The sequence below is a fragment of the Guptibacillus algicola genome (genome assembly GCF_020171805.1).
Lineage (GTDB): Bacteria > Bacillota > Bacilli > Bacillales > Guptibacillaceae > Guptibacillus > Guptibacillus algicola.
In genome coordinates, this window is record NZ_JAIVAF010000001.1 from 232,332 (window position 1) to 258,359 (window position 26,028).

22 protein-coding genes, 1 riboswitch and 1 other annotated feature are annotated in these 26,028 nt (G+C 40.8%); of the genes, 9 read left to right on the forward strand and 13 right to left on the reverse strand.

Features of this window, described 5'->3' with window-relative positions; all coding sequences use genetic code 11:
• Positions 1–11 precede the first annotated feature (11 nt).
• A complete protein-coding gene (locus tag LCM09_RS01310; protein WP_224878214.1) occupies positions 12–1,634 on the reverse strand; it encodes an SLC13 family permease in 1,623 nt (540 codons plus the stop codon).
• A 301-nt stretch (positions 1,635–1,935) separates the two neighbouring features.
• Between LCM09_RS01310 and LCM09_RS01315 the strand changes: the two genes are divergently transcribed.
• Complete coding sequence (locus LCM09_RS01315; protein WP_224878216.1) at positions 1,936–2,613, forward strand: hypothetical protein; 678 nt, start codon at positions 1,936–1,938, stop codon at positions 2,611–2,613.
• 39 nt (positions 2,614–2,652) lie between these two features.
• Here LCM09_RS01315 and LCM09_RS01320 read toward each other — a convergent pair whose 3' ends face one another.
• The 4 genes from LCM09_RS01320 to LCM09_RS01335 form a co-directional block, all read right to left on the reverse strand.
• Positions 2,653–4,014 carry a Na+/H+ antiporter NhaC family protein gene (locus tag LCM09_RS01320; protein WP_224880028.1) on the reverse strand — a complete coding sequence of 454 codons (1,362 nt, stop codon included), beginning with the start codon at positions 4,012–4,014 and terminating at the stop codon, positions 2,653–2,655.
• A 16-nt stretch (positions 4,015–4,030) separates the two neighbouring features.
• Positions 4,031–4,134, reverse strand: a riboswitch (SAM riboswitch).
• Between the two features lie 97 nt (positions 4,135–4,231).
• Positions 4,232–5,071: an alpha/beta fold hydrolase gene (locus tag LCM09_RS01325; RefSeq protein ID WP_224880031.1), complete on the reverse strand. Its 840-nt coding sequence runs from the start codon at positions 5,069–5,071 to the stop codon at positions 4,232–4,234.
• A 94-nt stretch (positions 5,072–5,165) separates the two neighbouring features.
• Positions 5,166–5,495, reverse strand: a complete 330-nt coding sequence (locus LCM09_RS01330) for a YolD-like family protein (protein WP_224878218.1) — start codon at positions 5,493–5,495, stop codon at positions 5,166–5,168.
• 17 nt (positions 5,496–5,512) lie between these two features.
• Positions 5,513–6,769, reverse strand: a complete 1,257-nt coding sequence (locus LCM09_RS01335; RefSeq protein WP_224878220.1) for a Y-family DNA polymerase — start codon at positions 6,767–6,769, stop codon at positions 5,513–5,515.
• A gap of 322 nt (positions 6,770–7,091) precedes the next feature.
• Here LCM09_RS01335 and LCM09_RS01340 point away from each other — a divergent pair, with 322 nt between their 5' ends.
• From LCM09_RS01340 to LCM09_RS01350, 3 genes are all read left to right on the forward strand, one after another.
• Positions 7,092–8,702, forward strand: coding sequence for a M4 family metallopeptidase (locus LCM09_RS01340; protein WP_224878222.1), 1,611 nt, complete (start codon positions 7,092–7,094; stop codon positions 8,700–8,702).
• 174 nt (positions 8,703–8,876) lie between these two features.
• Positions 8,877–10,520: a M4 family metallopeptidase gene (locus LCM09_RS01345; protein ID WP_224878224.1), complete on the forward strand. Its 1,644-nt coding sequence runs from the start codon at positions 8,877–8,879 to the stop codon at positions 10,518–10,520.
• A gap of 105 nt (positions 10,521–10,625) precedes the next feature.
• Positions 10,626–11,429, forward strand: coding sequence for an SDR family NAD(P)-dependent oxidoreductase (locus LCM09_RS01350; RefSeq protein ID WP_224878226.1), 804 nt, complete (start codon positions 10,626–10,628; stop codon positions 11,427–11,429).
• Positions 11,430–11,479: 50 nt separating this feature from the next.
• Here LCM09_RS01350 and LCM09_RS01355 read toward each other — a convergent pair whose 3' ends face one another.
• On the reverse strand, positions 11,480–12,271 hold the full coding sequence (locus tag LCM09_RS01355) for an SDR family NAD(P)-dependent oxidoreductase (RefSeq protein ID WP_224878228.1): 792 nt from the start codon (positions 12,269–12,271) through the stop codon (positions 11,480–11,482).
• On the reverse strand, positions 12,252–13,250 hold the full coding sequence (locus LCM09_RS01360; RefSeq protein ID WP_224878230.1) for an MBL fold metallo-hydrolase: 999 nt from the start codon (positions 13,248–13,250) through the stop codon (positions 12,252–12,254). The genes LCM09_RS01355 and LCM09_RS01360 overlap by 20 nt, the downstream gene beginning before the upstream one ends.
• Positions 13,251–13,660: 410 nt before the next feature.
• Between LCM09_RS01360 and proC the strand changes: the two genes are divergently transcribed.
• Positions 13,661–14,497 carry a pyrroline-5-carboxylate reductase gene (gene proC / locus LCM09_RS01365; protein ID WP_224878233.1) on the forward strand — a complete coding sequence of 279 codons (837 nt, stop codon included), beginning with the start codon at positions 13,661–13,663 and terminating at the stop codon, positions 14,495–14,497.
• A 77-nt stretch (positions 14,498–14,574) separates the two neighbouring features.
• Here the strand turns inward: proC and LCM09_RS01370 are convergent, their stop codons facing one another.
• Entirely contained in the window at positions 14,575–14,838 is a 264-nt protein-coding gene (locus LCM09_RS01370; protein WP_224878235.1) for an HPr family phosphocarrier protein, read from the reverse strand.
• Between the two features lie 264 nt (positions 14,839–15,102).
• Between LCM09_RS01370 and LCM09_RS01375 the strand changes: the two genes are divergently transcribed.
• On the forward strand, positions 15,103–15,411 hold the full coding sequence (locus tag LCM09_RS01375; RefSeq protein WP_318246477.1) for a MerR family transcriptional regulator: 309 nt from the start codon (positions 15,103–15,105) through the stop codon (positions 15,409–15,411).
• A gap of 353 nt (positions 15,412–15,764) precedes the next feature.
• Positions 15,765–16,151: a DUF302 domain-containing protein gene (locus LCM09_RS01380; RefSeq protein ID WP_224878239.1), complete on the forward strand. Its 387-nt coding sequence runs from the start codon at positions 15,765–15,767 to the stop codon at positions 16,149–16,151.
• 127 nt (positions 16,152–16,278) lie between these two features.
• Here LCM09_RS01380 and LCM09_RS01385 read toward each other — a convergent pair whose 3' ends face one another.
• Positions 16,279–16,605: an MGMT family protein gene (locus tag LCM09_RS01385; RefSeq protein ID WP_224880033.1), complete on the reverse strand. Its 327-nt coding sequence runs from the start codon at positions 16,603–16,605 to the stop codon at positions 16,279–16,281.
• Positions 16,606–16,756: 151 nt separating this feature from the next.
• Between LCM09_RS01385 and LCM09_RS01390 the strand changes: the two genes are divergently transcribed.
• Positions 16,757–18,418 carry a BCCT family transporter gene (locus LCM09_RS01390; RefSeq protein ID WP_224878241.1) on the forward strand — a complete coding sequence of 554 codons (1,662 nt, stop codon included), beginning with the start codon at positions 16,757–16,759 and terminating at the stop codon, positions 18,416–18,418.
• An 81-nt stretch (positions 18,419–18,499) separates the two neighbouring features.
• Positions 18,500–18,705: a binding site (T-box leader), on the forward strand.
• 73 nt (positions 18,706–18,778) lie between these two features.
• Positions 18,779–20,122 (forward strand): sodium-dependent transporter, encoded by a 1,344-nt coding sequence (locus LCM09_RS01395; RefSeq protein WP_224878243.1) that lies wholly within the window; start codon positions 18,779–18,781, stop codon positions 20,120–20,122.
• A 38-nt stretch (positions 20,123–20,160) separates the two neighbouring features.
• Here LCM09_RS01395 and LCM09_RS01400 read toward each other — a convergent pair whose 3' ends face one another.
• The 4 genes from LCM09_RS01400 to LCM09_RS01415 all read right to left on the reverse strand — a co-directional run bounded on the left by LCM09_RS01400 (position 20,161) and on the right by LCM09_RS01415 (position 25,929).
• Positions 20,161–22,197, reverse strand: a complete 2,037-nt coding sequence (locus LCM09_RS01400; protein ID WP_224878246.1) for a peptidoglycan D,D-transpeptidase FtsI family protein — start codon at positions 22,195–22,197, stop codon at positions 20,161–20,163.
• A gap of 170 nt (positions 22,198–22,367) precedes the next feature.
• On the reverse strand, positions 22,368–23,813 hold the full coding sequence (gene cls / locus LCM09_RS01405) for a cardiolipin synthase (protein WP_224878248.1): 1,446 nt from the start codon (positions 23,811–23,813) through the stop codon (positions 22,368–22,370).
• A gap of 192 nt (positions 23,814–24,005) precedes the next feature.
• Entirely contained in the window at positions 24,006–24,263 is a 258-nt protein-coding gene (locus LCM09_RS01410; protein ID WP_224878251.1) for a heavy-metal-associated domain-containing protein, read from the reverse strand.
• Between the two features lie 49 nt (positions 24,264–24,312).
• Positions 24,313–25,929, reverse strand: a complete 1,617-nt coding sequence (locus tag LCM09_RS01415; protein ID WP_224878253.1) for a M20/M25/M40 family metallo-hydrolase — start codon at positions 25,927–25,929, stop codon at positions 24,313–24,315.
• Positions 25,930–26,028: the final 99 nt, after the last annotated feature.

Genomic DNA, 26,028 nt, shown 5'->3' on the forward strand with positions numbered 1-26,028 from the left:
TTCAGCTAAAGCTATTTCAATTGACTCGGGAACTCCGTAAGATCGATCCCCCATACTACCGGCATATAGAAATAAACGGCTAATGCGATAATGAGGATGGACGTGATATTAAGCCAGAAACCCGCTTTTGCCATATCCGGTATTTTTAAATAACCAGACCCAAACACTACCGCATTCGGAGGTGTTGCAACCGGAAGCATAAATGCGCAGCTCGCTGCCACGCCTGCACCGATCATAAGAGCATATGGATGCACTGAAATTGCCGCAGATAGAGATGCCATAATCGGAAACATCATTGTTGCTGTTGCTGTATTCGATGTGATTTCCGTAAGAAAAATGACGAGTGCAGTTACGGCAAGTAAGATAACAAATAGATGCACTCCTTCAAGGACTGTCAATTGTTCACCAATCCATTTAGCAAGCCCTGACTCCTGAAACCCTGCTGCAATCGCTAACCCAGCTCCAAATAATAGTAGAATGCCCCAAGGAAGACCTTTAGCCGTCTCCCAATCAAGCAGATAAGAACCTTTTTTTGTTGGCGAAGGGATGATAAAGAGTATGATAGCAGCCGACATCGCTATGACAGTGTCATTAATGTTTGGATTAAGATCACTTAAAACAAACGAACGACTAATCCAAGCAAATGCGGTTAAAGTAAATACTGCCATCACGATTTTTTCCTCAACAGACATTGACCCTAGCTCTTTTCTTTGTTTCGTGATAACCTCTTTCCCTCCAGGGAGCTCCTTCAGCTGCATAGGGAACGCAAGCTTAACAAGGTAGTACCAACAACCGATCAATAATACCAACACGATCGGTACACCAAACATCATCCATCTAGCGAAAGATATTTCAATTCCATATAGCTCATTTACGACCGCTGCAAAAAACGTGTTTGGCGGCGTTCCAATCAATGTAGCTAAGCCCCCAATCGAGGCACTATAAGCGATTCCCAACATAACTGCTTTCCCAAAAGGAAACTTCTTCATTCGGTCATCATCTAGATCCAACTGATCAGAAACTTGATAGATCACCGCCATCCCTATCGGAACCATCATCATGGATGTCGCTGTATTTGAAATCCACATCGAAAGAAATCCTGTCGCGGTCATAAACCCAAGTACGATCTTCTCCGTGCTCGTCCCAATTGCAGAAATAATAATGAGAGCGATTCTCTTATGTAAATTCCATTTCTGCATAGAAAGCGCTATCAAAAATCCTCCCATGAATAGAAAAATCGTATTATCTCCATAAGCTGAAGCTGTCATTCCACCTTCGAGCCCTTCCGTAAGGGGAAACAAAATAAGCGGTAAAAGGGACGTAGCAGGAATAGGGATCGCCTCTGTTATCCACCAGGTTGCAATCCAGGCTGTGCTCGCGAGAATGGCGAGTGCTTCACCTGATAAACCTGACGGATGAAAGAAAAGTAATATACATGCAAAAAGTGCTGGACCAAGCAATAATCCAATGCTCTTTCGTTTGTCAAACTCCGTTTTGTTGCCTGGTGTGTAACCCGGAGTGTTTTTTTCTTTGGATGTAGAAGGGATTTCAGTGTTATTTGAAGAAGCGAATGTTAAGAGTTCTTTTGCACGTCCATGTTCCAACCACAACTTGTTCCATAAGCTCACTAGCATTCCTTTATTACCCTCCTATCTTTTTATTTCTTTTAAGTGTAGAAGTTGTGATTGAATGCTGTCAATTTTATTCATAAGGACAGGTAGATGGTCTCATTTTGCACAAGGACTTTAGTCGTATATCATTACAAAACATGTAATCCCAACAATGAAACCCCCTCAAATTTCCATAAGGGGCGAATAATGTAAGTTGATAGGATTAAATGTTATAATATTCTTACTACTATACTCACCTTATTCTCAACACCCGTTTCAGCAAGCGCTTAAAGACAATGCTCAAAATCGATCCAGGGGGTATTAGATGAGAAAAATACAACAAACTACAATTAATTCTGTTGTTAAATATGGACAAACAAAATTACCTAAATCAGCCAACACAGAATGTCCTGAGTGCGGAAACACCGCCTCTTTTCACTTGAAGTTTGATTATCAAATTAACCAAACGGTGTTTTCAACGTTTTCAAGATGCTCAGTATGCAAAGAGTCCATTCTCTTTGTATTAATCAAAACTTCCACAAGCGAGCAGGGCGAAGAAGTAGAACTATTTGTGCACCAAACTTCCTTTACTAGAGAGCCACTCGGCAGATTGGTTGGCACAGCAAGGCTTCCGGATGACCTAGAACGAGTTTATCGCTCAGCTGTTAATGTACATAATATGAAAGACTGGACTGCTACAGCCGTCATGGCAAACCGTGTCCTAGAAAGCATCACACGGAGCTTCTTAGCAGACAATGAACTTACTCAACCACTGTCGAAGCAGCTTGAAGCTCTTGCGAAACAAGTTGATCTTGAAGAGCCGATTGTGCGACTTGGACAATTGATGGGGAAAGGAAGTAATTTGCATAATCTTCTTTGCCTAGAAAATTCCACAAGCGAAGAAACTGCTAATCTCATCATTGATTTATTGGACTCATTGATTGAATATCTATATATCCTACCTCAAAAGATCGTTCATCTGCAAAAGCAAATTGAAGAATAAAAGAAACCAGGCCGTCGCCTTTGACTGGCCTGGTTTCTTTTATTCTTCTACTGTGGTTTCTTTTCGAAATGAAGGATAATTGATGCTGATTGCAATAATTCCCGCTACTGCCGTTAATAACGGATAGATGGAATAAGGGATGAGTGCTAAGGGCGAAATTGAAGCTAGGCCAGCTGCCGCTAACAACTGTGCTCCATATGGCAACATTCCTTGAACACTTCCAGAAAAGATATCCAGGATACTTGCAGATTTTCTAGCATCTACGTGATATTCCAGAGAAATGTTCTTCGCTAGTGGTCCACCCATGATAATGGATATCGTATTATTAGCCGTGGATAAATCAAGGATCGTTGCAAGTCCGGCGATACCGAACTCTGCTCCTTTTCGTGATTTCACTCGATTAAGGATTTTATCAAGAACGTACTGAACGCCCCCATTGTATCGGATTACTTCGATCATTCCCCCTATAATCAACGCAATCATAGCAAGGTCTTCCATGCCTTTGATTCCATCAGTTACTGTAGAAACGAGGCCGCTCACACCAAACGTACCGTTGAATAGGCCTACCACCCCTGCAAACAACGTTCCGCTAACGAGCACTATTAGCACATTGACTCCTACTATGGCTGCTATTAATACCCCAAGATAAGGTAACACGGTAATAAACTCAAATGATTTCCCGCCATCGATTGCTGCCTTTTCTCCCATCGTTAAAAATCCATAAATGATAGCAGTAATAATGGCAGCAGGCAGTACGATGAAAAAGTTCACCTTAAATTTGTCTTTCATCTTTGTGTTTTGTGTTCGAACAGCTGCAATCGTCGTATCCGATATCATGGAAAGGTTATCTCCAAACATTGCTCCGCCAATAACGGCAGATAGTGTAAGAGCAACCGAAATACCCGTCTGCTCTGCAATTCCAATCCCAATCGGGGCCAACGCTACAATGGTCCCCATCGATGTCCCCATCGATATCGATATAAAACAACCGATCAAAAACAAGCCAACAACGAGAAGACTTGCTGGCAATAGAGAGATGCCCAGATTTACGATCGAATCTACAGCCCCTATTTTTTTCGCCGTTTCAGCAAAGGCTCCTGCTAATAAAAAGACCAAAATCATTAAAATAATATTGGAGTTTCCAGCTCCTCGGCAAAAAACTTCTACTTTTTTCATGAAGTTTTCTTTTCGATTCATTGCGAGCGCTACTCCTGCTGCAATCAATGAAGCAAGCACAACAGGCATGCTATAAAAATCTTTCGTTACAACTGCTGTTCCGATAAAAAGCAAAATAAATATCCCAAGTGGAATCAGCGCAAAGCCATTCCCTTTTATTTCTTTTTCCATTACACTTACTCCTTGTTTATATAATTTGTAGCAATCAAAAAAAGCCCACTTCAAGAGAAGAGGGCTTTCACTCTTATCTCTCAAGATTTCTCTTGCTGGAAGCAGCACCTTTCTGATTAACAGAGGTTGCTGAAGCTTCACAGGGCCAGTTCCCTCCACTTCTCTTGATAAGAACTATTCGATTATTAGTGTTATGAAGTTTATCACGCCTTATTCTATTTCGTCAATAATTAAGTCGAATCGTGTCGTTTAACAATGTGCTACAAGCTAGCTACCTTTGAATAAATGTTTGGATATCTCTTAATATGGAATGCGGCTGCTCTTCAGGAAGCAAATGACCTGTCTTTTCATATACGATCAACTCTGAATTTGGAAGATCCTTCGCTAATCGTTTCCCAATCTGTAGCGGTACAACTTTATCATGTTCGCCCCATATCAATAAACTCGGAGTTTCGATAGTCCTTAACTCTTCTTCCGAAAGATCTCCTTCTCGGTCTCGAATCATCCGTACAAGTGAGCGGAAAATCCCCTCATTAAAGAAAGGCTGAATATACCCATCCACCATTTCTTCATCGATCAACTCGGGATCATACACACAATTTATTAGATTCCCTTTCGCTCCCTTACGTGAAAGCCAGCGTTTTAAATACATTGAGAAAAAAGGCAAATAAGATGAGTACACAAGACTCTGTTTGGCCTTTTCTAGATAGCCAGAACTACAAAGCAGGATATTTTTCTTAACAAGGTCTCCATTCAAGCCTGAGGCTCTCAGTGCCACTTGTCCCCCCATCGAATGACCAATCATAACGGTCTCGTCAATACTTAACCGCTCAAGCAGTTCGATCACTACTTCTGCGAAGTTTTGATACGAATGAACAAAAGTACTGGATTTTTCAGTTCTTCCAAACGGGGGGAGATCGATGGCTACAACCGTGTAGTGCTTCGAAAGCAAAGGGATGAGCCTTCGGTAACTGAACGTTGAGGACAAAAATCCATGTAGTAACGTTAAAACAGGACGATCAGAAGTAACGTCATTCTTATGATATTCATAATGAATATCAATTCCTTTAATGTTTTCCTTATAATGTTTGAGATTCTGAACAGGCAGCATCTTACATTTCACTCCGTATGATAGTTTGTACGTATTTTACCCCTTTTTGCTAAGGAAAAACGTGTTCTATTTTGGAGAGTGTTACCAGCCACCGCTACTCTTCTCCCACATGAACGAGGCTCTCAAAAGAGATGTTCTGTCTCCTCTCATTCATATCAACAATTCGTAATTCCATATTGAGTTGGTCGATATAATGAACATATCCTTTCACTACATTAGTCATACCCTTTTGGAAGTAGTGAAAAGTAAGAGGGCGATGAAATGCCATCGCTTCGCATATAACGTCGTTCATTTCCTCCATTTTCTGTTCATCGAGCTCAGGTTTTTGGTTTTTCCCGTCTTCCTCTTTCCATTCTCTCAGTTCTTTAACATGCTCTGGCAGCATCATTGAAGTCCATTTGATATTTCCTCGATCACGAATCACTGTAGCTCAACTCCTTCCTATGCTTTGTGGCCTCCGACAAGTTTGCTTCGATGCAATGCTGTACCAGCCTCCGTGTAGGAAACAGCTCGGAGCAGAGCATCAGACCCGTATTTTTCTCTTATCGAATCCATAACATAGCCAAGGTCTCGTTGCTTTGGTCGTTTCATATTGAAAAGGTCCAGCTGCACTTCTTCATCTTCACAAATATTCGAAAGAGCGATCGATATTTTCCTGACCGTTCTCCCTGTATAAAATTCCTGAAAGAGCTGCAAGCATACGTCGTAAATTTCAAGTGTGATCGAAGTCGGACTGTCGATACTTCTCGACCTATGAAAGCCTCCGCCTCCTTCGTCTTTACTGTAGCCAATTCCAAGACTAATCGTACGCCCGGCTTTTCCTGCTCTTCTCGCGCGTCTCGCTACCTCTTCGCTCATTTCTAAAATCACGTGTTTGACTTCTTTTTGTTCATGATAATCTCTTAGTAGGATCTGGCTTTTCCCAAAGCTGACTTGCCCTTGCATAATCGGAGCTCCAATTTCAGAAAGGTCCACTCCCCAGGCGTGATGATAAAGCTGGTTTCCCATCACCCCGAATTTTTGTTCAAGAAGATGCAAAGGGTATTTTGCCAACTGCTCGACATTCATAATCCCCATTCGATTGAGGGTCCGCTCAAGACGCGGGCCGATCCCCCACATTTTACTAAGGGGCGAGATAGACCAAACCTTTTTAGGAATGTCATCGTACGTCCACTCAGCAACTCCATACTTCTTCGCCTCTAAATCAAGGCAAAGCTTTGCCATCAACATATTTGGCCCAATTCCAATGGCACAGGGTAGACCAAATGTTTCACTGATCTCTTTCCTAATCTTATTAGCTGCCTCAAAACGTCCTCCCCAGAGACGTTCCGTCCCATCGATTTGAAGAAAAGATTCGTCCACGCTATACGTGTGAATGCATTCTTTTGGAACATACCGATGAAAGAGCCTCGTGATCTCCATCGATTGTTTTAAATAAGAGGACATCCTTGCATTTACGATATGAATGCGAGAATCATTTGGAATTTCAAAGAGCCTATTTCCAGTTCGTATATCAAAGTCTCTTTTTAATGCAGGTGAAGCCGCTAAAACAACGCTACCTTGACGTTCTGTATCACCTACCACAGCAAGATAGCACGTTAAAGGATCCAGTCCCATCTCGACTGCCGAGCAACTCGCATAAAAACTCTTCATATCGACACACAAAATGGTTTTCTTTTCAAACTTCGAATAATCCATCTCTACCACCCCTTTTCACTCTTTTTACCAAAACAAGAACACTAGTTCTCTATATCTATACCCGTATTTTACCCGAATATACGTTCGCATATCAATAAGTACTTTCTTCCAACGGAGGAATATTTGTTTGATGCTCGGCTGCTACGAAGAAATGAGAAGGTAGTAACACACGGGACTTTAATCCCCCGGTGTTTATTTAATCAGTGCTAATGCACTATTCCTCCCTCCGACAAAATAGGTATTAATTATCAAAATTATCCAATTTGTTAGAATATTATATTTTTTGTGTTAAGGTTTTCTCATCTAATAAAGGAGGATTTACATGAAAAAGAAAAGTGTATTAGCACTTGGGTTATCAGCAGGTCTGGTAGGAAGTATGTTAGCTCCTTCTGAATCACTTGCAGCAAACTTACATAAGGCTAAAGAAGCACCATCACTTGTATCAGGAGATCTAACTAAGAAATCATCCAAAAAACCAGGTGAAGTTTTATTTGATTACTTAAACGAAAACAAAAGCTCTTATAATTTCAGTGGTGCTACGGCTCAGCAATCATTCGAGATAGTATCGAGTGAAAAGGATGAGCTTGGATTCACAGTCTTTCGCCTTCAGCAATTACATAAAGGTATCCCGGTTTATGCCTCTAGTCAAACCGCCCATGTTAATAAAGACGGAGTGTTGACGGCTTTTTCGGGAAATGTAGTTTCAGGTCTTACTTCACTCGGTTCAAAGAAAGAACTAAAAAAGGAAACTAAATTCAAAAGACAGGATGCGATCAAGAAAGCAGAAACAGCACTTGGTTTCAAACCAAATTATGAAAAAAAGCCAGAATCAACGCTAGTGGTATACCCACAAGGCAATTCTGCTAGCTATGCGTATCACGTTACGCTAAACTTTCTTTCACCGGAGCCTGGAAACTGGCATTATATTGTGGATGCTGTAACGGGAGATATCATTACAGGTTTTAATGCCATTCACGAAGTGACCGGAACGACTACTGAAGGAGCAGGAACTGGCGTACTAGGTGACACCAAAACCTTTAACACACTCCTCTCTTCTTCTACGTATTACTTACAGGACAATACACGAGGCGGTGGTATCTTCACATACGACGCGGCAAATCAAACAAATCTGCCTGGCAAGCTATGGGCCGATGCAGATAATAAGTTCCACGCAAGCTATGATGCAGCTGCTGTTGACGCACATTATTATGCAAGTGCAACGTATGACTACTATAAAGAAAAGTTTAACCGAGACAGCTATGATGGAAATGGTGCACCGCTCGAGTCCACTGTTCATTATGGTGAGAACTACAACAATGCATTTTGGAATGGCAGTCAGATGGTTTATGGAGACGGAGATGGTTCCACTTTCATCTCTCTATCAGGAGCGGAAGACGTGGTTGCGCACGAACTAACGCATGCAGTAACGGATACAACAGCAGAGCTTGTCTACATGTTTGAATCAGGAGCATTAAATGAATCGATGTCAGATGTATTCGGAACACTCGTTGAATTTCATGATAATAACAACCCGGACTGGTTAGTGGGAGAAGATATCTACACGCCAGGCACATCAGGTGATGCGCTTCGCTCAATGTCTGATCCAACGCAATTCGGTGACCCTGCTCATTACTCTGAACGTTATATTGGTCTACAAGATAACGGCGGTGTTCATATCAACAGTGGTATCATGAACAAAGCTGCTTACCTTCTCAGCGAAGGTGGGACTTTCCACGGTGTGACGGTTTCTGGGATAGGTAAAGACAAGCTAGGAGAGATTTACTATCGAACGTTAACACAATATCTAACGCCACTATCAAACTTCAGCCATATGCGTTCATCCGCTGTACAAGCCGCGACAGATTTATATGGCGCGAGCAGTGCAGAAGTACAATCCGTTAAAAAAGCATTTGATGCAGTAGGTGTTAACTAACATTCACTCACAAGCAGCACCCATGACTTTGGTCATGGGTGCCTTTTCATTTGCAGTACTAACGAAATGATTGGTAATGAACAAAGTAGGTATTAATTATCATAATTATCTAATTTGTTTGAATATTGTATATTTTGTGTTAAAGTTTTCTCATCTGATATAAGGAGGATTTACATGAAGAAGAAAAACTTATTAGCACTAGGATTATCAGCAGGTCTGGTAGGAAGTATGTTAGCTCCTTCTGGATCACTTGCAACAAACTTACATAACGACAAAGGAACACCCTCATTTGTCTCAGGGCAATTAACGAAGGCCTCTTCAAAGAATCCAAGTGAAGTGTTGTTTGATTACTTAAATGAAAATAAAAGCTATTATAACTTCAGTGGCGCTACAGCGGAGCAATCTTTTGAAATCTTATCAACTGATAAAGATCAGCTTGGCTTCACAGTATTTCGTCTTCAACAGTTACATAAAGGAACGCCTGTTTATGGGTCGACTCAAACCGTTCACGTTAATAAAGATGGCGTCTTGACGGCTGTATCAGGTAAAGTCATTGGAGATCTCGGCTCTAAGAAAGAACTTAAAAAGGAAACAAAATTTAAAAAGCAGGATGCTATAAAGAAAGCTGAAGCGGACCTTGGTTTTACCCCTGATTATGAGCAAAAGCCAGAATCGACTCTCGTCGTGTATCCACAAGGGGATTCTGCAAGCTATGCGTATCACGTAACTCTGAATTTCTTATCACCGGAGCCAGGAAACTGGAATTATGTTGTAGATGCAGTAACTGGAGAGATCCTAACGAGTTTTAACGCGATTCACGAAGCGAAAAAAGAAGGAGTAGGTAAGCCTGGTGGTGGATCTGACGTTACTGGAACGATTACGACTGGAACTGGTACTGGTGTCCTCGGAGACACTAAGTCATTTAATACACTCCTCTCCTCTTCTACTTACTATTTGAAGGACACAACAAGAGGTGGCGGCGTCTTTACTTATGATGCATCAAACCGCCAAAAGTTGCCTGGGTCACTGTGGTCTGACTCGGATAATGAATTTCATGCTAGTTACGATGGCGCAGCAGTAGATGCACATTACTATGCGAGCGCTACTTATGATTATTATAAAGAAGTATTCAACAGAGATAGTTATGATGGCAACGGAGCACCATTAGAATCGACAGTACACTACGGACGAGATTATAACAATGCATTTTGGAACGGAAGTCAAATGGTTTACGGAGACGGTGATGGCTCTACATTCGTTGCCCTTTCAGGTGGAGAAGATGTGGTCGCACATGAACTTACTCACGCGGTAACAGATACGACAGCTGATCTCATTTATCAAAATGAATCTGGAGCGCTGAACGAATCAATGTCCGATGTTTTCGGAACCCTAGTTGAGTTCCATGACAACAACAATCCTGACTGGCTCATTGGTGAAGACATCTATACACCAGGAACCGCTGGGGATGCTCTTCGCTCTATGTCTGATCCAACTCAATTTGGAGATCCAGCTCACTACTCCGAGCGCTACACCGGTACGCAGGATAATGGTGGCGTTCATATCAATAGCGGTATTATGAACAAAGCTGCGTATCTCTTAAGTGAAGGCGGCACGTTCTATGGTGTGACAGTTTCAGGTATTGGAAAAGACAAGCTAGGTGCAATCTACTATCGTACCTTAACGCAATATCTAACAGCTTCTTCTAACTTTAGCCATATGCGTTCTTCAGCTGTACAGGCAGCTACAGATCTATATGGTGCAAGTAGTGCAGAAGTAGAATCTGTTAATAAGGCATTTGACGCAGTAGGCGTACAATAACTTTATCACTTACACGCAGTTCTTTCTCTAGGAGCTGCGTGTTTTAATGTTTCACGTTAAAAGGAGCGGGAATGAGTAAGGTAGAAAATGTCAGGAGGTACTAAAATGGGAATTTTCAATAAAGATGCATTAAAACACCAGCACGTTATTATAACTGGAGCAACAGGCGGAATTGGTTACGAAACTGCAAAGGCTGCCGTACAGGCGGGGGCATCCATCACGATAACAGGCAGAAATGAAGAAAAGCTGACAGAACTCAAAGAAGCATGTTTGAAACTAGCAAAAGATGCACAGGTAGCTATCATTCCTGCTGATCTTACAAATGAAAATGATCGTTCAAAACTTGTTGAGGGTGCTGTAGAAGAAAACGGACCGATAACCGGTCTTGTTAATTCAGCAGGCATTGGTGGCGGAGATACGCTGGATGCTTTGAAAGAAGAAGATTTACGAAATGTGATGGAACTTAATTATACGGCGACAGTATTGCTTACACAGCTCGTCTACAACAAAATGCGAAGCGATGATCAAAAAGGCGCGATCGTTAACCTCTCTTCTCTTTCCGGTCTTCGTGGGACGTTCGGAGGTACAGCTTACAGCGCATCAAAATTCGCAATCACTGGCTTCACACAGTCGTTTGCTCATGAAGCGATTCAGCACGGCATTCGCGTCAACGCAGTCTGCCCGGGCTTCGTTGATACTGAAATGGGAAGAAATAGTATCGAAGCGAAAGGTAAAAGAGAAAACAAAAGCTTTGAAGAAGAATTACAAGCTGTCGAGAAAGCACTGCCATCAGGAAGAATTACGCAACCAGAAGAAGTAGCGAATAGTATCGTGTACCTTCTCTCGAATGCTTCTGATAACATTATTGGAGAATCATTGAAAATATCAGGTGGTAGTGTGATGAGATAAAGAAAGCGAGCATCCGGATTCTATAGGATGCTCGCTTATTTTTAATTAAACTATTTTTGATTAAAGAAACGACCGCCCACTTTTTCGATCAAACCGGGCGCTGCATGATAAACTTTTGCTCCTGCATTCATCCAACCAGGAAGATTCACTTCTCGCTTCCCTTTTTTAATTGCTGAGATGATTTCGCCTGACACTTTTTCAGGTGTAAGCATCATTTTCTCTACGTTCTTTGTGTAATTTCCACTACTGTCTGCAACCTCAAAGAAATTTGTCTTAATTGGACCGGGATTAACAGTCATCACGCTAATTCCATATGGCTTCATTTCGAGTCGAAGGCTATTCGAGAAACCGAGTACTGCGTGTTTTGTAGCAGAATACGCTGCAGATTTCGGAGTAGCAATCTTGCCTGCCTGAGATGCCACATTGATGATAAGACCTCTCCCTGCTTCCATCATGCTAGGCAGTACATGTGAAGTAAAACGCATTAACCCGATCACATTCACATCGAACATCGCTTCTATTTCTTTCATATCGGCGTCCGCAAAGTTATTGAATTTCCCAAAACCTGCGTTATTGATCAGGATGTCTACATGGGGCATTTCTTCTAACAAACGAGGAAGAAGTTCATCTACATGACTTCCATTTCCTACGTCTATCGGCCATACTGCAGGCGTATACCCTCCTTCAGATTCGATATGATTCTTTAACTGAATTAAATTAGCTTCAGTTCGCGCCACAAGAATAAGCCTAGCACCTTGTTTGGCTAAATCTAATGCAAGTTGACGGCCAATTCCACTTGAAGCCCCGGTAATAAGTATTACTTTATCCTTCATATTCTTCATAACTCTCTCCTAACCGTTGTGTATATAGAATGTTCTCTTGCTGCTTTTTTCTGGCTATAACTCCTTCAGATTCGAGGTAGTCTAATTGACCGATCGTTTCAGAAAGCGTTAATCCAATCTCCTTCTTATAAATACCTGGAAACAGCTTCTGACAAACCTCAAAAGCGGTCATCGGCTCTTCCTTAATCATCATAGCCACCTTTTTCGCTCGTGCTTCCTGCTGAATCAGACGTTCTTTTATTAAGTCTTCAATGTTATCGATAGGCTCGCCGTGACCTGTGTATACGAATGAAGGCTTTATCTCCAACGTTTTCTTATATGAGTCTCTTTGTTGCAACAGAGGTCTTGGGCGGTCAGCACCTTTTACATATGGAGGCTCTAAAATAGGATTTGAAGAAATGTTTTTAATGAGGTGATCTCCAGCAATCATGATTCCCGAGCTCTCGTGGTAGAGAGAGATATGGCTTTGCGCATGACCTGGTGTTTCGATAACCGTCCATCCCGAGCAACCAGGAACTGCATCACCATCCAATAGGTGCACGTCACACGTCGTACGATCTGCAAAAGATAAATAGCCCTCTACATCATTCACATGCTTTAAGTATTCCTCAGGCACCCCTGCTTCAGAATAAATTATCTTCATAAAGGATTCGTGATCCTCTAAGAACGCGTCAGTCATTTCTAGCCAACGATCATTCTTCCAATGACCAAGTACTTTTTTACCTGCTTTGCTCATCTGCCCTGCGAGTCCCATATGATCAGGGTGATGATGAGTAAGAACGATCTGCTCAACATCTTCAAGAGACAGCCCATACTCACGCAACTGAGAAACGAGCGCTTCTTCCGCCTCCGCTGTACGTGGTCCAGTGTCCACCAGGGTGATCACTTCACCTTTAATTAAGAAACAATTTACAGGCCCAACCTTAAACGGAGTTGGTACTGTGATTGGAAGTAGTTTGTTTGCCATCGTAACCGTCATAAATCCGCCACCTTTATTTTACTTTCTTCATTCCATTTTACTCCTCATTCCACCTTTTGTCATTATTCTAGAATAACACAGGTCAGAAAATTCAAATAAATATGTTGACAATTTTCCAGTGTCATTGCATACTATGTAAAACTATAGATGAGATCCAGTTTAGCTTTGATTGGGATTAGTAGAAGCGGAGGCAATTTTCAGAGAGAGGAATTCACCGGCTGAAAGATTCCTTATTACTGCCAGCTTTGAACCTACCCATGAGCTCGCTGTGCAAACACAGCCGCTTCCCCCGTTAAAGGGATTTCAAGGGGATCTCTTTTGAGGTGCCAAATGAAGGTGGTACCACGGATAACGCCCATTCGTCCTTTACTATTAGGATGAGTGGGCGTTTTATATGGAGGGTGAGTAGAATGGATAACGTTAACGTTGGGTTTCTCGGCGCTGGTTCCATGGCTGAATCTATGGTTGAAGGGATGATTGCACAATCATTTGTCTCACCAGAACATATTACACTTTTAAACCGTATCAACAAACAGAGACTGAAAGAATTACAAACTAAGTACAGCGTGGAAATCACGACTAGCTATCAAGAAATCTCCTCTCAATCAGAGGTGATCATACTGGCTATGAAACCAAAAGATGCCGAAGAAGCGCTACTTAATTTGAAGCCCCATATTACGAAAGAGCATCTTATCATTTCCGTAATAGCGGGCATCTCCACAACTTTTATTGAAGAATGTATTGAGTCAGAAACGCCAGTTGTTCGATCGATGCCAAACACATCTGCAGCAATCGGATTATCTGCGACAGCTATCACTACTGGACGTTACACTCGTAACGATCAGTTAGCATTTGCAGAACGTCTATTCAGAACGATCGGTACAGTCGTTCATGTTCCTGAAGAGCAGTTAGACACAGTGACTGGATTATCTGGAAGCGGCCCTGCTTACTTTTATTATATGGTCGAATGTATGGAAAAAGCAGCAAACATGAACGGCCTGGATAAGGAGACCGCTCGTGAGTTAATCATTCAAACGATGACAGGTGCAGCCATGATGCTAAGCAAAACAAACCAATCACCTTCTCTACTTAGAGAAAAAGTCACAAGTCCAGGTGGCACGACACAGGCCGGACTATCCATTCTAAAAGACTATAAGTTTGATGAAGCAGTCCTTGAAAGTATTACAGGTGCGAGAAGACGCTCAGAAGAACTGGGACACCAACTCATTAAAGCAAGAAAAAACTAATACCATAGCTCTCACTTAACAGTAGTGAGGCTCACATAATTTGTAAACGCTTACAATAATCTATAAAAAAAATTACGTTATACGGATCTTCTATGTGCAGTACTACAATGATTTCTTAATATCTCTAATGCTTCTTTACTATCCACACCACTCGCTATTATGGAAATCTTCCCACTATACCCTTTTAGAGCACTCATACTTAACAAGCTTTTCGCATTTAACTTTGTTCCTTCTTTTTCAACGAGGACATAGCTTGAAAGATTGTTTGCAGCCCTTACAAAGTCCATCAGAAATACCAATGTTACCTTCTCTGTTAAATAAACTGTTCGTTCACCACTCACAATACGACCTCCTTTACAGGGTTAATACAACCGTTTGCACAAATCTATTCTCGCACTACTTTTCTTATTCCACAACATTTATGGGACCTTTCCTGACACACTTCTCAAACCACAACATATGCTATGTTAGATATTCTACCATTCTCCTAATCACGGTTGGTTACTTATGCTATACTATTAGGAGATTACAAGAATACACTTAAGATTTCATTAGTATATGTTGCAGGTGTTAATATATGAATTTGATTTTGGGAGTGAGTGAACGTGTCTTATAAAGAAAAAAAAGTCCTGCCAATCGGATCAGTAAGTGAGCTTACCGGATTATCACTCCGTAAAATTCGGTACTACGAAGAAAGAGGCCTCATTCTACCAGAACGATCTGGGGGAGGTACGAGAAAGTTCTCCTTTAACGATGTAGAAAAGTTAATGGATATTGCAAATCAGATTGAAGATGGCATGCAAACATATGAAATAAAGAAAATGTACAAAAAAGATAAGAAAAAAGATAAAGATAAAATCAGAGATGAAATGATTCGCGGCCAGCTCAATGCTGCGTTTAAAATGAATAAATAACCAAAGGCAGACGAAATTTGTCTGCCTTTCGTTTGTTAAATCCCCAGCTCATCTTCTCTCACTACCGTAGTCGATGAATATCACTGCTTTCGCGGACGAACGCCCGAGCCTCCTCATAAAAACCATTCCGGGGTCTCGATCGCCCGTTATTCCGCAGGAGTCAGCGATATTCCCTCCTACTAAATGGTAAGGACTGCAGTACGACTCCCCTCTTACGAACAAATACTTAAATTCGTATATTTCAATAATCTGTTGAAACATTTTAGACCAACAAGAGAGAGAAATCAGTTTAATTTATACATTGCAGGGTATACAAAGAGTGGATGAGAAACGTTTAGAAGGGAGATTTTATCATGGGTTTTCACTATACTGTAGAGACAACTAAAACAATGGATAAAGCTGTTGAGGATTTGAGCGAATCATTAAAAGAAGAAAGTTTTGGTGTATTATGGGACTTTGATTTAACTGCAAAATTACAGGAAAAAGGGATGGACTTCAATACGCCTTATCGTGTATTAGAAGTTTGCAATCCTAAAGAAGCAGATCGTGTTTTAAAAGAAGATAAACTTGTTGGCTATTTTCTTCCATGTAAAATTGTAGTTTATGAGGATAAAGGGTTAACAAAGATCGGTATGCCAAGGCCTACAACGCTTCTAGATTTAACAGGAGATGACCAACTCAAAGGTATCGGTCTCGATATTGAAGATCGATTGATCTCTTGTATTGAAAACAGCAGATAATTTAAGCTAGTGTTCAAATGACTACCTAATCGATTAGGTAGTCATTTTTTGTAACATAACGATTAATCTTCACCCAAAATAAGGGTGAAAAAATATTCTTGAATAATAGTACACTGTAAGGTGACTTCTAATTGAAGTCATCTTTTACATCTGGCGTATATCGGTATTTATGTAAGTCTATCTTATTGTTCTTTATGAACGCGACTCCTTCTTCTTCTAAGGCCATCTTCTGAATAAAAACTCCCTCTTCTTCTTTTAACCCGATCTCCCCTTTCGCATTGATGACGCGATGCCAAGGTAAATTATGCTTCTTGCTCATCGAATGAAGAATACGAACAACCTGCCTCGCACCTCGCGGACTTCCTGCAAGTTTCGCAATTTGACCGTATGTCATCACTCTTCCAGCTGGTATGTTTTTAATAATCTTCACAACGTCTTCTGTAAACCGCTCTATTGTACTCACCCTCTATCAGACAATTACACATTTACCTTTTATCATAACAAATTACGTTATGCTTTTTCATCGCTCTTTTTTACACAGGTATAAAAACTTAGAGTTAACTAAAACTAAGACCTCACAAGCTATTGCAAAGGAGTTAACTTAAATGAATAAACGTTTAATCGATTGGTCTACGTTTATAGGTGCATTATTCTTATTGCTAGTAGTTGTCGTTCCACTTGTTCTTTTTCCCGAAGCAGGAAAAGTCATTGTAGACAAAGCTAATACATTCATCACAACAAGATTCGGCGTACTCTATTTGTTAGTAGGACTCGGTATATTCTTCTTCCTCATCTATGTGGCTTTTAGTGAAAATGGTCGTGTTAGGCTAGGAGATGCAGACGAACGCCCTGAGTTTAACAATTTCTCCTGGGCAGGAATGCTGTTTTGCGCTGGGATCGGTTCTAGTATTCTCTACTGGGGAACGATTGAATGGGCTTATTATTACCAGGGGCCTCCATTTGGTCTTGAACCAGGCACAAAAGATGCTATTCTTTGGGCAAGTACATATGGCATCTTCCACTGGGGACCTATCGCATGGTCGATCTATACGTTACCAGCCTTGCCGATTGCTTATTTCTATTATGTAAGGAAAAAACCAGTCTTAAAAATTAGTGAAGCAACAAGACCTCTAATTGGAAAACTTGCTGACGGTCCCCTGGGGACAATCATTGATGTGTTATTTATGTTTGGTTTATTAGGTGGAGCAGGTACAACGCTCGCACTAGGTACCCCTATGATCGCAGAAGGTATCAATGTACTGACTGGTGTACCAGTTAATATGGTTCTAAAAACAGGGATTCTCGTTTTAGTAACATTGATCTTTGCTATTAGTGCTTATTCTGGTCTAAGAAAAGGAATCAAAGTACTTTCGGATTTGAACTTAATCCTTTCAATCTTTCTCCTTCTATTTGTTCTGATATTTGGACCAACTCGTTTCATGGTTGAAACGGCTACGAACAGCATTGGACTCTTAATGGATAACTTTTTCCATATGAGTACCTGGACCGAGCCATACAACACACTTGGCCCATACGAGAAAACGGGCTTTCCTGAGAGTTGGACCGTTTTCTACTGGGCATGGTGGCTCGTATACGCACCGTTCGTCGGACTATTTGTAGCTAAGATCTCAAGAGGTCGTTCGATCAGACAAATGATTCTTGGTACGATTGCGTATGGATCATTTGGAAGCATACTGTTCTTTGGAATTCTCGGGAACTATGGACTTCATATGCAGCTTACCGGGAAGTTTGATGTTATTGGGGTTTTGAACGACCAGGGTGCTCCTAGAGCAATCATTGAAACCATCGGACAACTTCCGCTATCATGGTTAATGATTTTCATCTTCACAATCCTTGCGATCATATTCCTTGCAACGACATTTGATTCAAGTTCTTATATCCTTGCTTCAGTTGTTCAGAAGGAAGTTGAAGACGAACCAATCCGATGGAACAGGCTGTTCTGGGCATTTGCACTATGTTTGATGCCATTAACGTTAATGTTTATCGGTGGCCTAGGTACACTCCAAACAGCAAGTATCGTTGGAGGGTTTCCACTGCTCTTCATAATGATTATGCTTGCATGGTCATTTATGAGAGCATCTTCAGAAGATATACGAGCATCTGAGCATTATGAGCCAAAGGTTTTCTCGTTGAACTACAAAAAGATCCTACAAAATATTAAACGAAAGAAAAAGGATAAGAAACAAAAAGGCCCAGTAGATGCTCATTTTGAAGAAGAAAACAAGAACGAAAAGAAAGACGAGTAGCGTAACCTTCGTTACGTAAAATAAACACATGATTGACATGGTACTTTGTTCATGATAAAAATTGTATAACTAACTATACATGGAACTGCTTTGAAGGAAACTAAGTAACCTCCCTTTCCCTGTTAAAGAGAGCCGATGGCTGGTGAGAATCGGTGCAAAAAGGACTGGTGAATTTCATTTCTGGAGCTTCTTTTGCTTCTGCAAAAGACGGTGAAGATCGTTACACATACAAAGTGGTGAGTTAATGCTCACAACCAGGGTGGTACCGCGATACAATCGTCCCTACGTAATCCGTAGGGACGATTTTTTATTTTGTATGTTACGTAAACTTCAACGGTCATGAATGAAAGGAGAAATAGTATGAGTCAAAAGGAACAATGGTCCTCAAGATTAGGATTTATTTTAGCAGCTGCAGGTTCTGCAATCGGACTAGGAGCAATATGGAAATTCCCTTATACCGCAGGTCAAAACGGGGGTGGCGCATTCTTTCTTATCTTTATCTTATTTACTTTAATACTTGGGTTACCGCTTCTACTTGCAGAGTTTTCTATTGGTCGAACTGCTCAAAATAATGCAGTAGATTCCTATAAGACCATTGCACCAAAATCAAAATGGTACCGCGTTGGTATTCTAGGGATGATTACCTCTTTCATACTTCTGTCCTTTTATAGTGTAGTAGGTGGATGGATTATCGTTTACCTCTACAAAGCAGTTACTGGTCAAATGTATGGACTTTCATCAGATGAATATATGGGAGTTTTTGGATCGACCATCGCAAATCCTTTTATAAGTGTCGGTGTACAACTTCTCTTTCTATTGATGACGATACTTGTTGTATCACGAGGGGTTGAAAAAGGGATTGAAAAGGCGAGTAAGATTATGATGCCAGCACTTTTCATCCTGTTCACTATTTTAGTGATCAGAGCCATCACCCTGGACGGCGCAATGGAAGGGATCACATTTCTTCTGCAGCCAGATTTTTCAAAAGTCACATCTCAAACGATTTTAGAAGCGATGGGACAGTCGTTCTTCACACTGAGCGTCGGGGTGTCTGTCATGGTGACGTACAGCTCGTATTTACCGAAAACGCAAAGTTTACCACGCTCAGCAATATCGATCGTCTCTCTAAATATTTTGATTGTGCTACTAGCAGGTCTAGCTATTTTTCCAGCTGTTTTTTCATTTGGCCTTGAACCTGGCGCAGGTCCTGTTCTGTTATTTAATGTATTACCAACGGTATTCAGCCAACTTCCATTCGGCATGCTGTTTTTCATTGCATTTCTAGTACTATTCTTATTTGCAGCACTCACCTCTGCCTTTTCGATGCTTGAGATTATCGTATCGGTCATTTCTAAGGGAGATTTAGAAAAACGTAAGAAGTGGGCGTGGATTATCGGACTTGCCATCTTTGTAGTCGGCATTCCTTCAGCTCTTTCGTATGGTGTTTTAGCAGATATCACTTTATTTGAAAAGACCATCTTCGACCTTGCTGATTATACTGTCAGTAACATATTACTCCCACTTGGCTCGCTATTAATCGCTCTATTCGTTCCACTTAAGATGAAAAAGACCGCTTTGTACGAAGAACTACAGCTCGGCGGTGGACTGAAAAAAGGCTTGTTTGAAACATGGTATTTCCTTATTCGGTTTGGAGCTCCCATATTGATTCTTGCTGTTATGCTGGATGCATTAGGAATTATATAAAAAAGAACCTCACCAACATTGGTGAGGTTTTCTTTTCGTTATGAAGCCTCTTCCTCTTCTTCACTGTTTACGGGTGAAGAGGGTTTTGGCTTATCTTTTAGATCAAAATAAGCATCTAAAAGCTCTCGCGCTATTTCTTTGTTCACAGTATTACCGTCATCATTCATGTTTGGGACGATTACTGAAATCGCAATTTCAGGATTATCGTATGGCGCAAACCCTACGAACGATAAATTATAACGATCTTTTTTCACCTGAGCTGTCCCTGTTTTACCCGCATGGGTGTAAGATGTACCGTTAAAGTAATTTGCAGCAGTTCCTCCGCTAGCACTAGTTACTAGTCTCATCCCACTTTTTACTCTCTCAATATCGTTGCTACTCATCTGCAGTGTGTTCAATACATTCGTATCGAATTGGTCTACGATGATATTTGATAGTCCATTCACATTGGAAGGCTCATGAACTTCTTTCAAGAAATGCGGTTGTATTCTCTTTCCGCCGTTCGCGATCGTTGAGACGTACTGCGCCATTTGTAGGGGCGTATACGTATCGAACTGTCCAATCATCAAGTCCATCAGTTTACCAAGAACATTATATCCACCGTTGATTCCAGACGTTTCGATCGGCATATCGATACCTGTTTTCTTTCCAAGCCCAAACTGATTAAAGTTGTATCTGACCGTGTCATAAGCACCGCGATCCCAAGGAATTCCAGCCGTATTTGGCTGATAGTCATATCCCGCAATCATCATTGCGATGCGGAACATGTATACGTTTGAAGACAGCTTAAGTGCTGTCAAATCATTTACATTTCCCATATTCTTATAAGAAGCTTTATCTTTAGTATCTGGAATTCTTATTGGAGCATCATACAATATTGTTCCATGACCAATAACTCCGGTCTCATACCCAGTCAAAACAGAAGCTCCCTTGACGGATGATCCCATCTCATACGCTTCAGAAAGTGTCCCGTACGAGTATTCGATGTACTTGTTATTTGAGGCGCTATACTTTGTCCCTCCGAATGCGAGGATGTCTCCCGTTGAAGGATCCATCGCTATCGCATAAGCACGATCTGCATGTGGATTACCTTTAGCTCTGGCCGAGCTCAGCTTCTCTGCAAGAATTGATTCTAACTCCTGCTGTAGATCGATATTTACAGTTAGAACGAGATCATTCCCACGCTTACCAGGAGTTACAATCGGCTCACCGATCGGCTTTCCTGATTTGTCAGTGATATATTTCTTTTTGGCTTTTTGGCCTTTTAAGAGTTCTTCATATTCTTTTTCAAGATAGCTAACTCCAACCTGATCGTTATGGTCGTAGCCTCTCATTGTATACTTTTTTATTTGCTCCTCTGGTATTGGACCAAGGTTACCAAACATCGTTTCGAGTGATTCTCCATAAGGATAAATCCGTTCAGCGTCTGCCTGAATATCTACTCCGGGTAGGATATCCAGATGTTCACTTACAGTCGCAATTTCTTCTCTCGTAAGACCTTTTTTAATCGATTGGGACGATAGCGCGTAACCTGTGTCCATCTGACGCTTGATCGCTGCAACCTTCATTTCTTCACCATCATCAGAGATTTCCTTCAAATCCTCTTCTTTAATGCGGTCAATCTGTAGCTGGTAAGCAGCTTTAGGTTCAAGCTCACTCCATTCTTTGTCAGAGAGCTTTTCCTTTGCTTTCTCAGGCTTCGTCAAGATCCAGTAATCTTTCAGATCTCGTTCGGTCACTTTGTCCGTGTCGACATCAATGAAGGTCGCTAATTTTCTCGCTACCTCAAGTCTTTCCTTTGATTTCGTGTTTTGGGTTCTAATATATGTAAGGGTAAACGTTGGCTCATTATCCACCAGAACTCTTCCGTAGCGATCAAACATTTTTCCTCTCGGTGCAGATGATTTTGCCGTCACGTTCTCTGTTTGTTCCGTCAGTCGTTCAAAATCCTCACCCTGAACAATTTGAATGACACCTAGTCGTAGGACTAGCGCAGAAAACAATAAAAAAACACAGAGGAAAAGTATATTTAACCGAAAAGGCACATGAGACTTCTTTATGTTCTTTTTTATCAATTCGTGCCTCTCCCTTCTATTTTTTCCTTATCTTCCCAATCATTTTAACATATCATGATGGGACCATGTTTTATTAAGAGTGAATTATTTAAATTTTCCATGACATTCACTTGCTCTAAAAATTAAATGAGAGGTACCGAAAAAATCGGACCTCTCATAAGATGCTCATCCTATAAAATTGGTGATAGTAACCTCGATATAGATTCCTTGAATCTGATCCAAGTTGAGCGATTGTGATACCCATCTTGCGTCAATTCATCACTTTTTTCCATATCATCTACAAACGTTTTCTCAAGTTGTCTTGCAATATCTTCATTATAAATAAATGCATTAACTTCAAAATTCAGCTTGAAACTTCTTACATCGATGTTTGCTGTGCCAACAGATGATATTTCCCCATCTACTGAAATCGTTTTTGCATGAATAAAACCGTTTTGGTAAATATAGATGCGTGCTCCTGCTTTTAACAATTCACCTACATAAGAGTATGTAGCCCAGTAAACAAACATATGATCAGGCTTATTTGGGATCATCAGTCTTACATCAACACCGCTTAAGGCAGCAATCCTTAGCGCATCGAGCAAACTCTCATCTGGAATAAAATATGGGGTTTGTATATAGACCGTTCGTTTGGCTGATGATATTAGCTTTATATAACCGTTTTTGATTTGCTCCCATTCTGAGTCAGGTCCACAGCTAACAATTTGAACCCCAGCGTTACCCACTGTCGGAAGAACTGGAAAGTAATGTGCTTCATACCCGACCTTATTACGAGCAGCATGATTCCAATCGAGCAGGAACCTTGTTTGCATCGCAAGTGTTGCACTACCTTCCATCCTAAGATGAGTATCTCTCCAATAGCCAAACTTCTTGTTAAGACCAAGATATTCATCTCCAACGTTAAATCCACCTACATAACCTACACGACCATCAATAATAACGAGTTTTCTATGATTGCGATAATTTAATCGTGTATTAACGTACGGAATCCGAGAAGGAAAGAACACTACAACCTCTCCTCCAGCTTCAATCAATTCTCTGAAAAAACGCTTCCTGGTTTTTCGTGAGCCCATTTCGTCATAAAGGACTCTCACCTTAACTCCTTCATGTGCTTTTTCAGTTAGTTTCTGAACAATCTTTCTACCAAGATTATCTTTTTGGAAAATATAATATTGAAAATGAATATGATCTTTCGCATTCTCAATATCTTGTAAGACAGCTTCGAACTTTTCCTCACCGTCTGTATATATCGTAATATCGTTATCTTGTGTAAGAACAGCATCATCGTTTACAAGATGCATATAGATAATATCCTTATGTCTTGCGATTTCTTCATTTCGAAAAGGATAGATCCCTTCTTTGATTTCGCTAACCTGCTCTTGAATAAGGTCCTCAATTCCTACTTTTTTAATGTTCTCCCAATCAAAGAGTCTTCTTCTACTTAGGTTCTGACCGAAGATCAAGTACATGATAAATCCAAGAAGAGGAATAAAAAGCAACACCATTAACCAAGCCCACGTTGCGCCTGCATCTTTTCGTTCAAGAAAAATGACGACGGCTGCTAGCACTAAGTTAAGAACAAACAGAATTCCAAGTAAAATAGACATAATATCCATAACGGTATCTCCTTTAAACAACCACTAGACGAGTGTAACAATTGGAAACATCATCTTTTAAGTTTACATGAATCCCCTGCGTATTTTAAGACATAAAATGGTCATTAAAATAAAAATCAGCAGGCAGATGTTATCTCTCAAAAAAACCAGCCAAACAACAGCTGGTATAGAATCGTATTCTCTTCAGAAGCCTTATTCAACATCATATCCTTTTCTCTGAATCAAAGAAGTTAGCTCGTTGATCGACACCTTATTTTCATCATACGTAATGACGCCTTTCTCTTCATCAAGGTATATTTCAACTGCAAACACTCCTGCAAGATCGAGTAATGCACTTCGAATTGTAGAATGACACTGGTAGCTCGTCATACCTTTAATGGCAATTGTCGTTTCCTCCACCATTTCACACCTCTCTTCAACGCCACACATTCTTTCAATCAGTATGCCCATGTGTCCATCAAAAGAACAGTTCTTCAACGCCTTCAAGGAAAAGGTACGCCTACCTCAGCAATTGTTTGATCGTAAATGGCAGCATATCTAGTAATGTGCCAAACGAATAGGTTAATTCTAGTCTCTCAGTCCATTTATGAGCATCTTTTCCTTTTGGTCCGAGGTTCATTACTGGCACCTTTAATTGTTCAAGAGCTTCCAAAGGGAGGTTATATGATTGTCCAAACAACGGCATATTGTCACTGAGTGGTTTAATCGTCTCTTTTGTTCGTTCGAGACCAACGAAACTAAGATCAGATAGTCCCGGGAAATAGTGTTGGTGCTTTAACGTCACCCCGTGTTGCTTTTGACTATATGAGATAACCTCTTTGATCGTTTCCTGTATAAACGTATCCTTACGAGAAGAAACAGCAGGATAGAAAGGTGGATTATAGAAAAGAACGATCATCGGGCCATCTTCCTTACAAAGAGATGCAAGGTCAAACACCATCCTAGTTGATAAATCTCGGTCACCAAGATCTTTGTAATTTGCCATAATATAGTCTTGTCGCCTCTTAATCTCTGGCTCTCCAAACAATTCTACTGCCCTCTTCAACAATTGATGATAAGAAAGAACCCGCACATGAAAGGGTTCAGGTTTAAACGACTGAAGTTTTGAGAATGCTTTTGCTCGTTCAATATAGTGTTCTTCGATTCGCTTAGCCGCTTTTTCAACAGACTTGAATAGTTTATTTGTCATCTCTTCTATACTGCTCTCCATTCCAAGCACGTTAAAAAGAGTGACACCAACATGGGGGATTTGTACAGAGTATTCTTCTTTCAAATCTTTCTGCATTAAATTCGTTGGAGGTGGCGTAACCTCACCCTCCACAATCTCACAAAAGTCCTGGTTAAGTTCTAACTCTCTTGTGACTTCTGCTGCCATGTAGTTTGCATTCAAACCAGAAAAAGGTTCACCAACATGGGTTTCTCGACCATAACAGAAGAACCCAGGTAGCAATTTCCCTATAGAACCTGAATATACGTACATATTTTGATCGCCCGGATACTTAGTGAACACCGGTTCTGAATTCAAGCAAGCCGTATATTCTAAGTCATATTGTTTTGCAAGCTCCACAAGAATAGGCACAGCCTCGATCATTCCGATTGAATTAGCCTCTTCATCTGGAACAGTAAGGAAGAGAATATTCCCATCAAATTCCCCAAGAGCGGCTTTCTCAAGCATACTCATTTGAAGAGCAAGACCCGACTTCATATCCATAACCCCTCGTCCAAACAACCATTCACCATGGTCTAAGTCGTTTTGGACATCTAGTGGCAATTTATCGCTATTTTTATAAAACTCTTCTGTTAGATCATAAGGACTGAAGGCAAGGTTCTTCCATTGTCCGTAGTCTTCCACGTCAACAACATCGAAATGACTGATCAAGATGACGGTCTTGTTCGATGTGCTATTCTTCACGAGACCTGTAACAAAAAAACGACCATCACTTGTAGGGTGAAGAGCAAGCTGATCGGGATTTTTTTTGAAGTACGTTAAATCCTGTAGCTGCAAGTGAATATACTCTGCAAGAGCTATTTCAGGATATGATCCGGTAACGCTTTGATGGTCTACTAGTCTCGTTAATAAGTACAATAGCGTCTCTTTTGTCTGCCATTTCCCCATTAGAATGCCCTCCTTCTTCTCTATAGCTTTTGCAAATGAAACCCGTTTTTGGTAGGTTAAATGAGAATCGAAAGACTTTTTAAAACATTTTAACTGTAT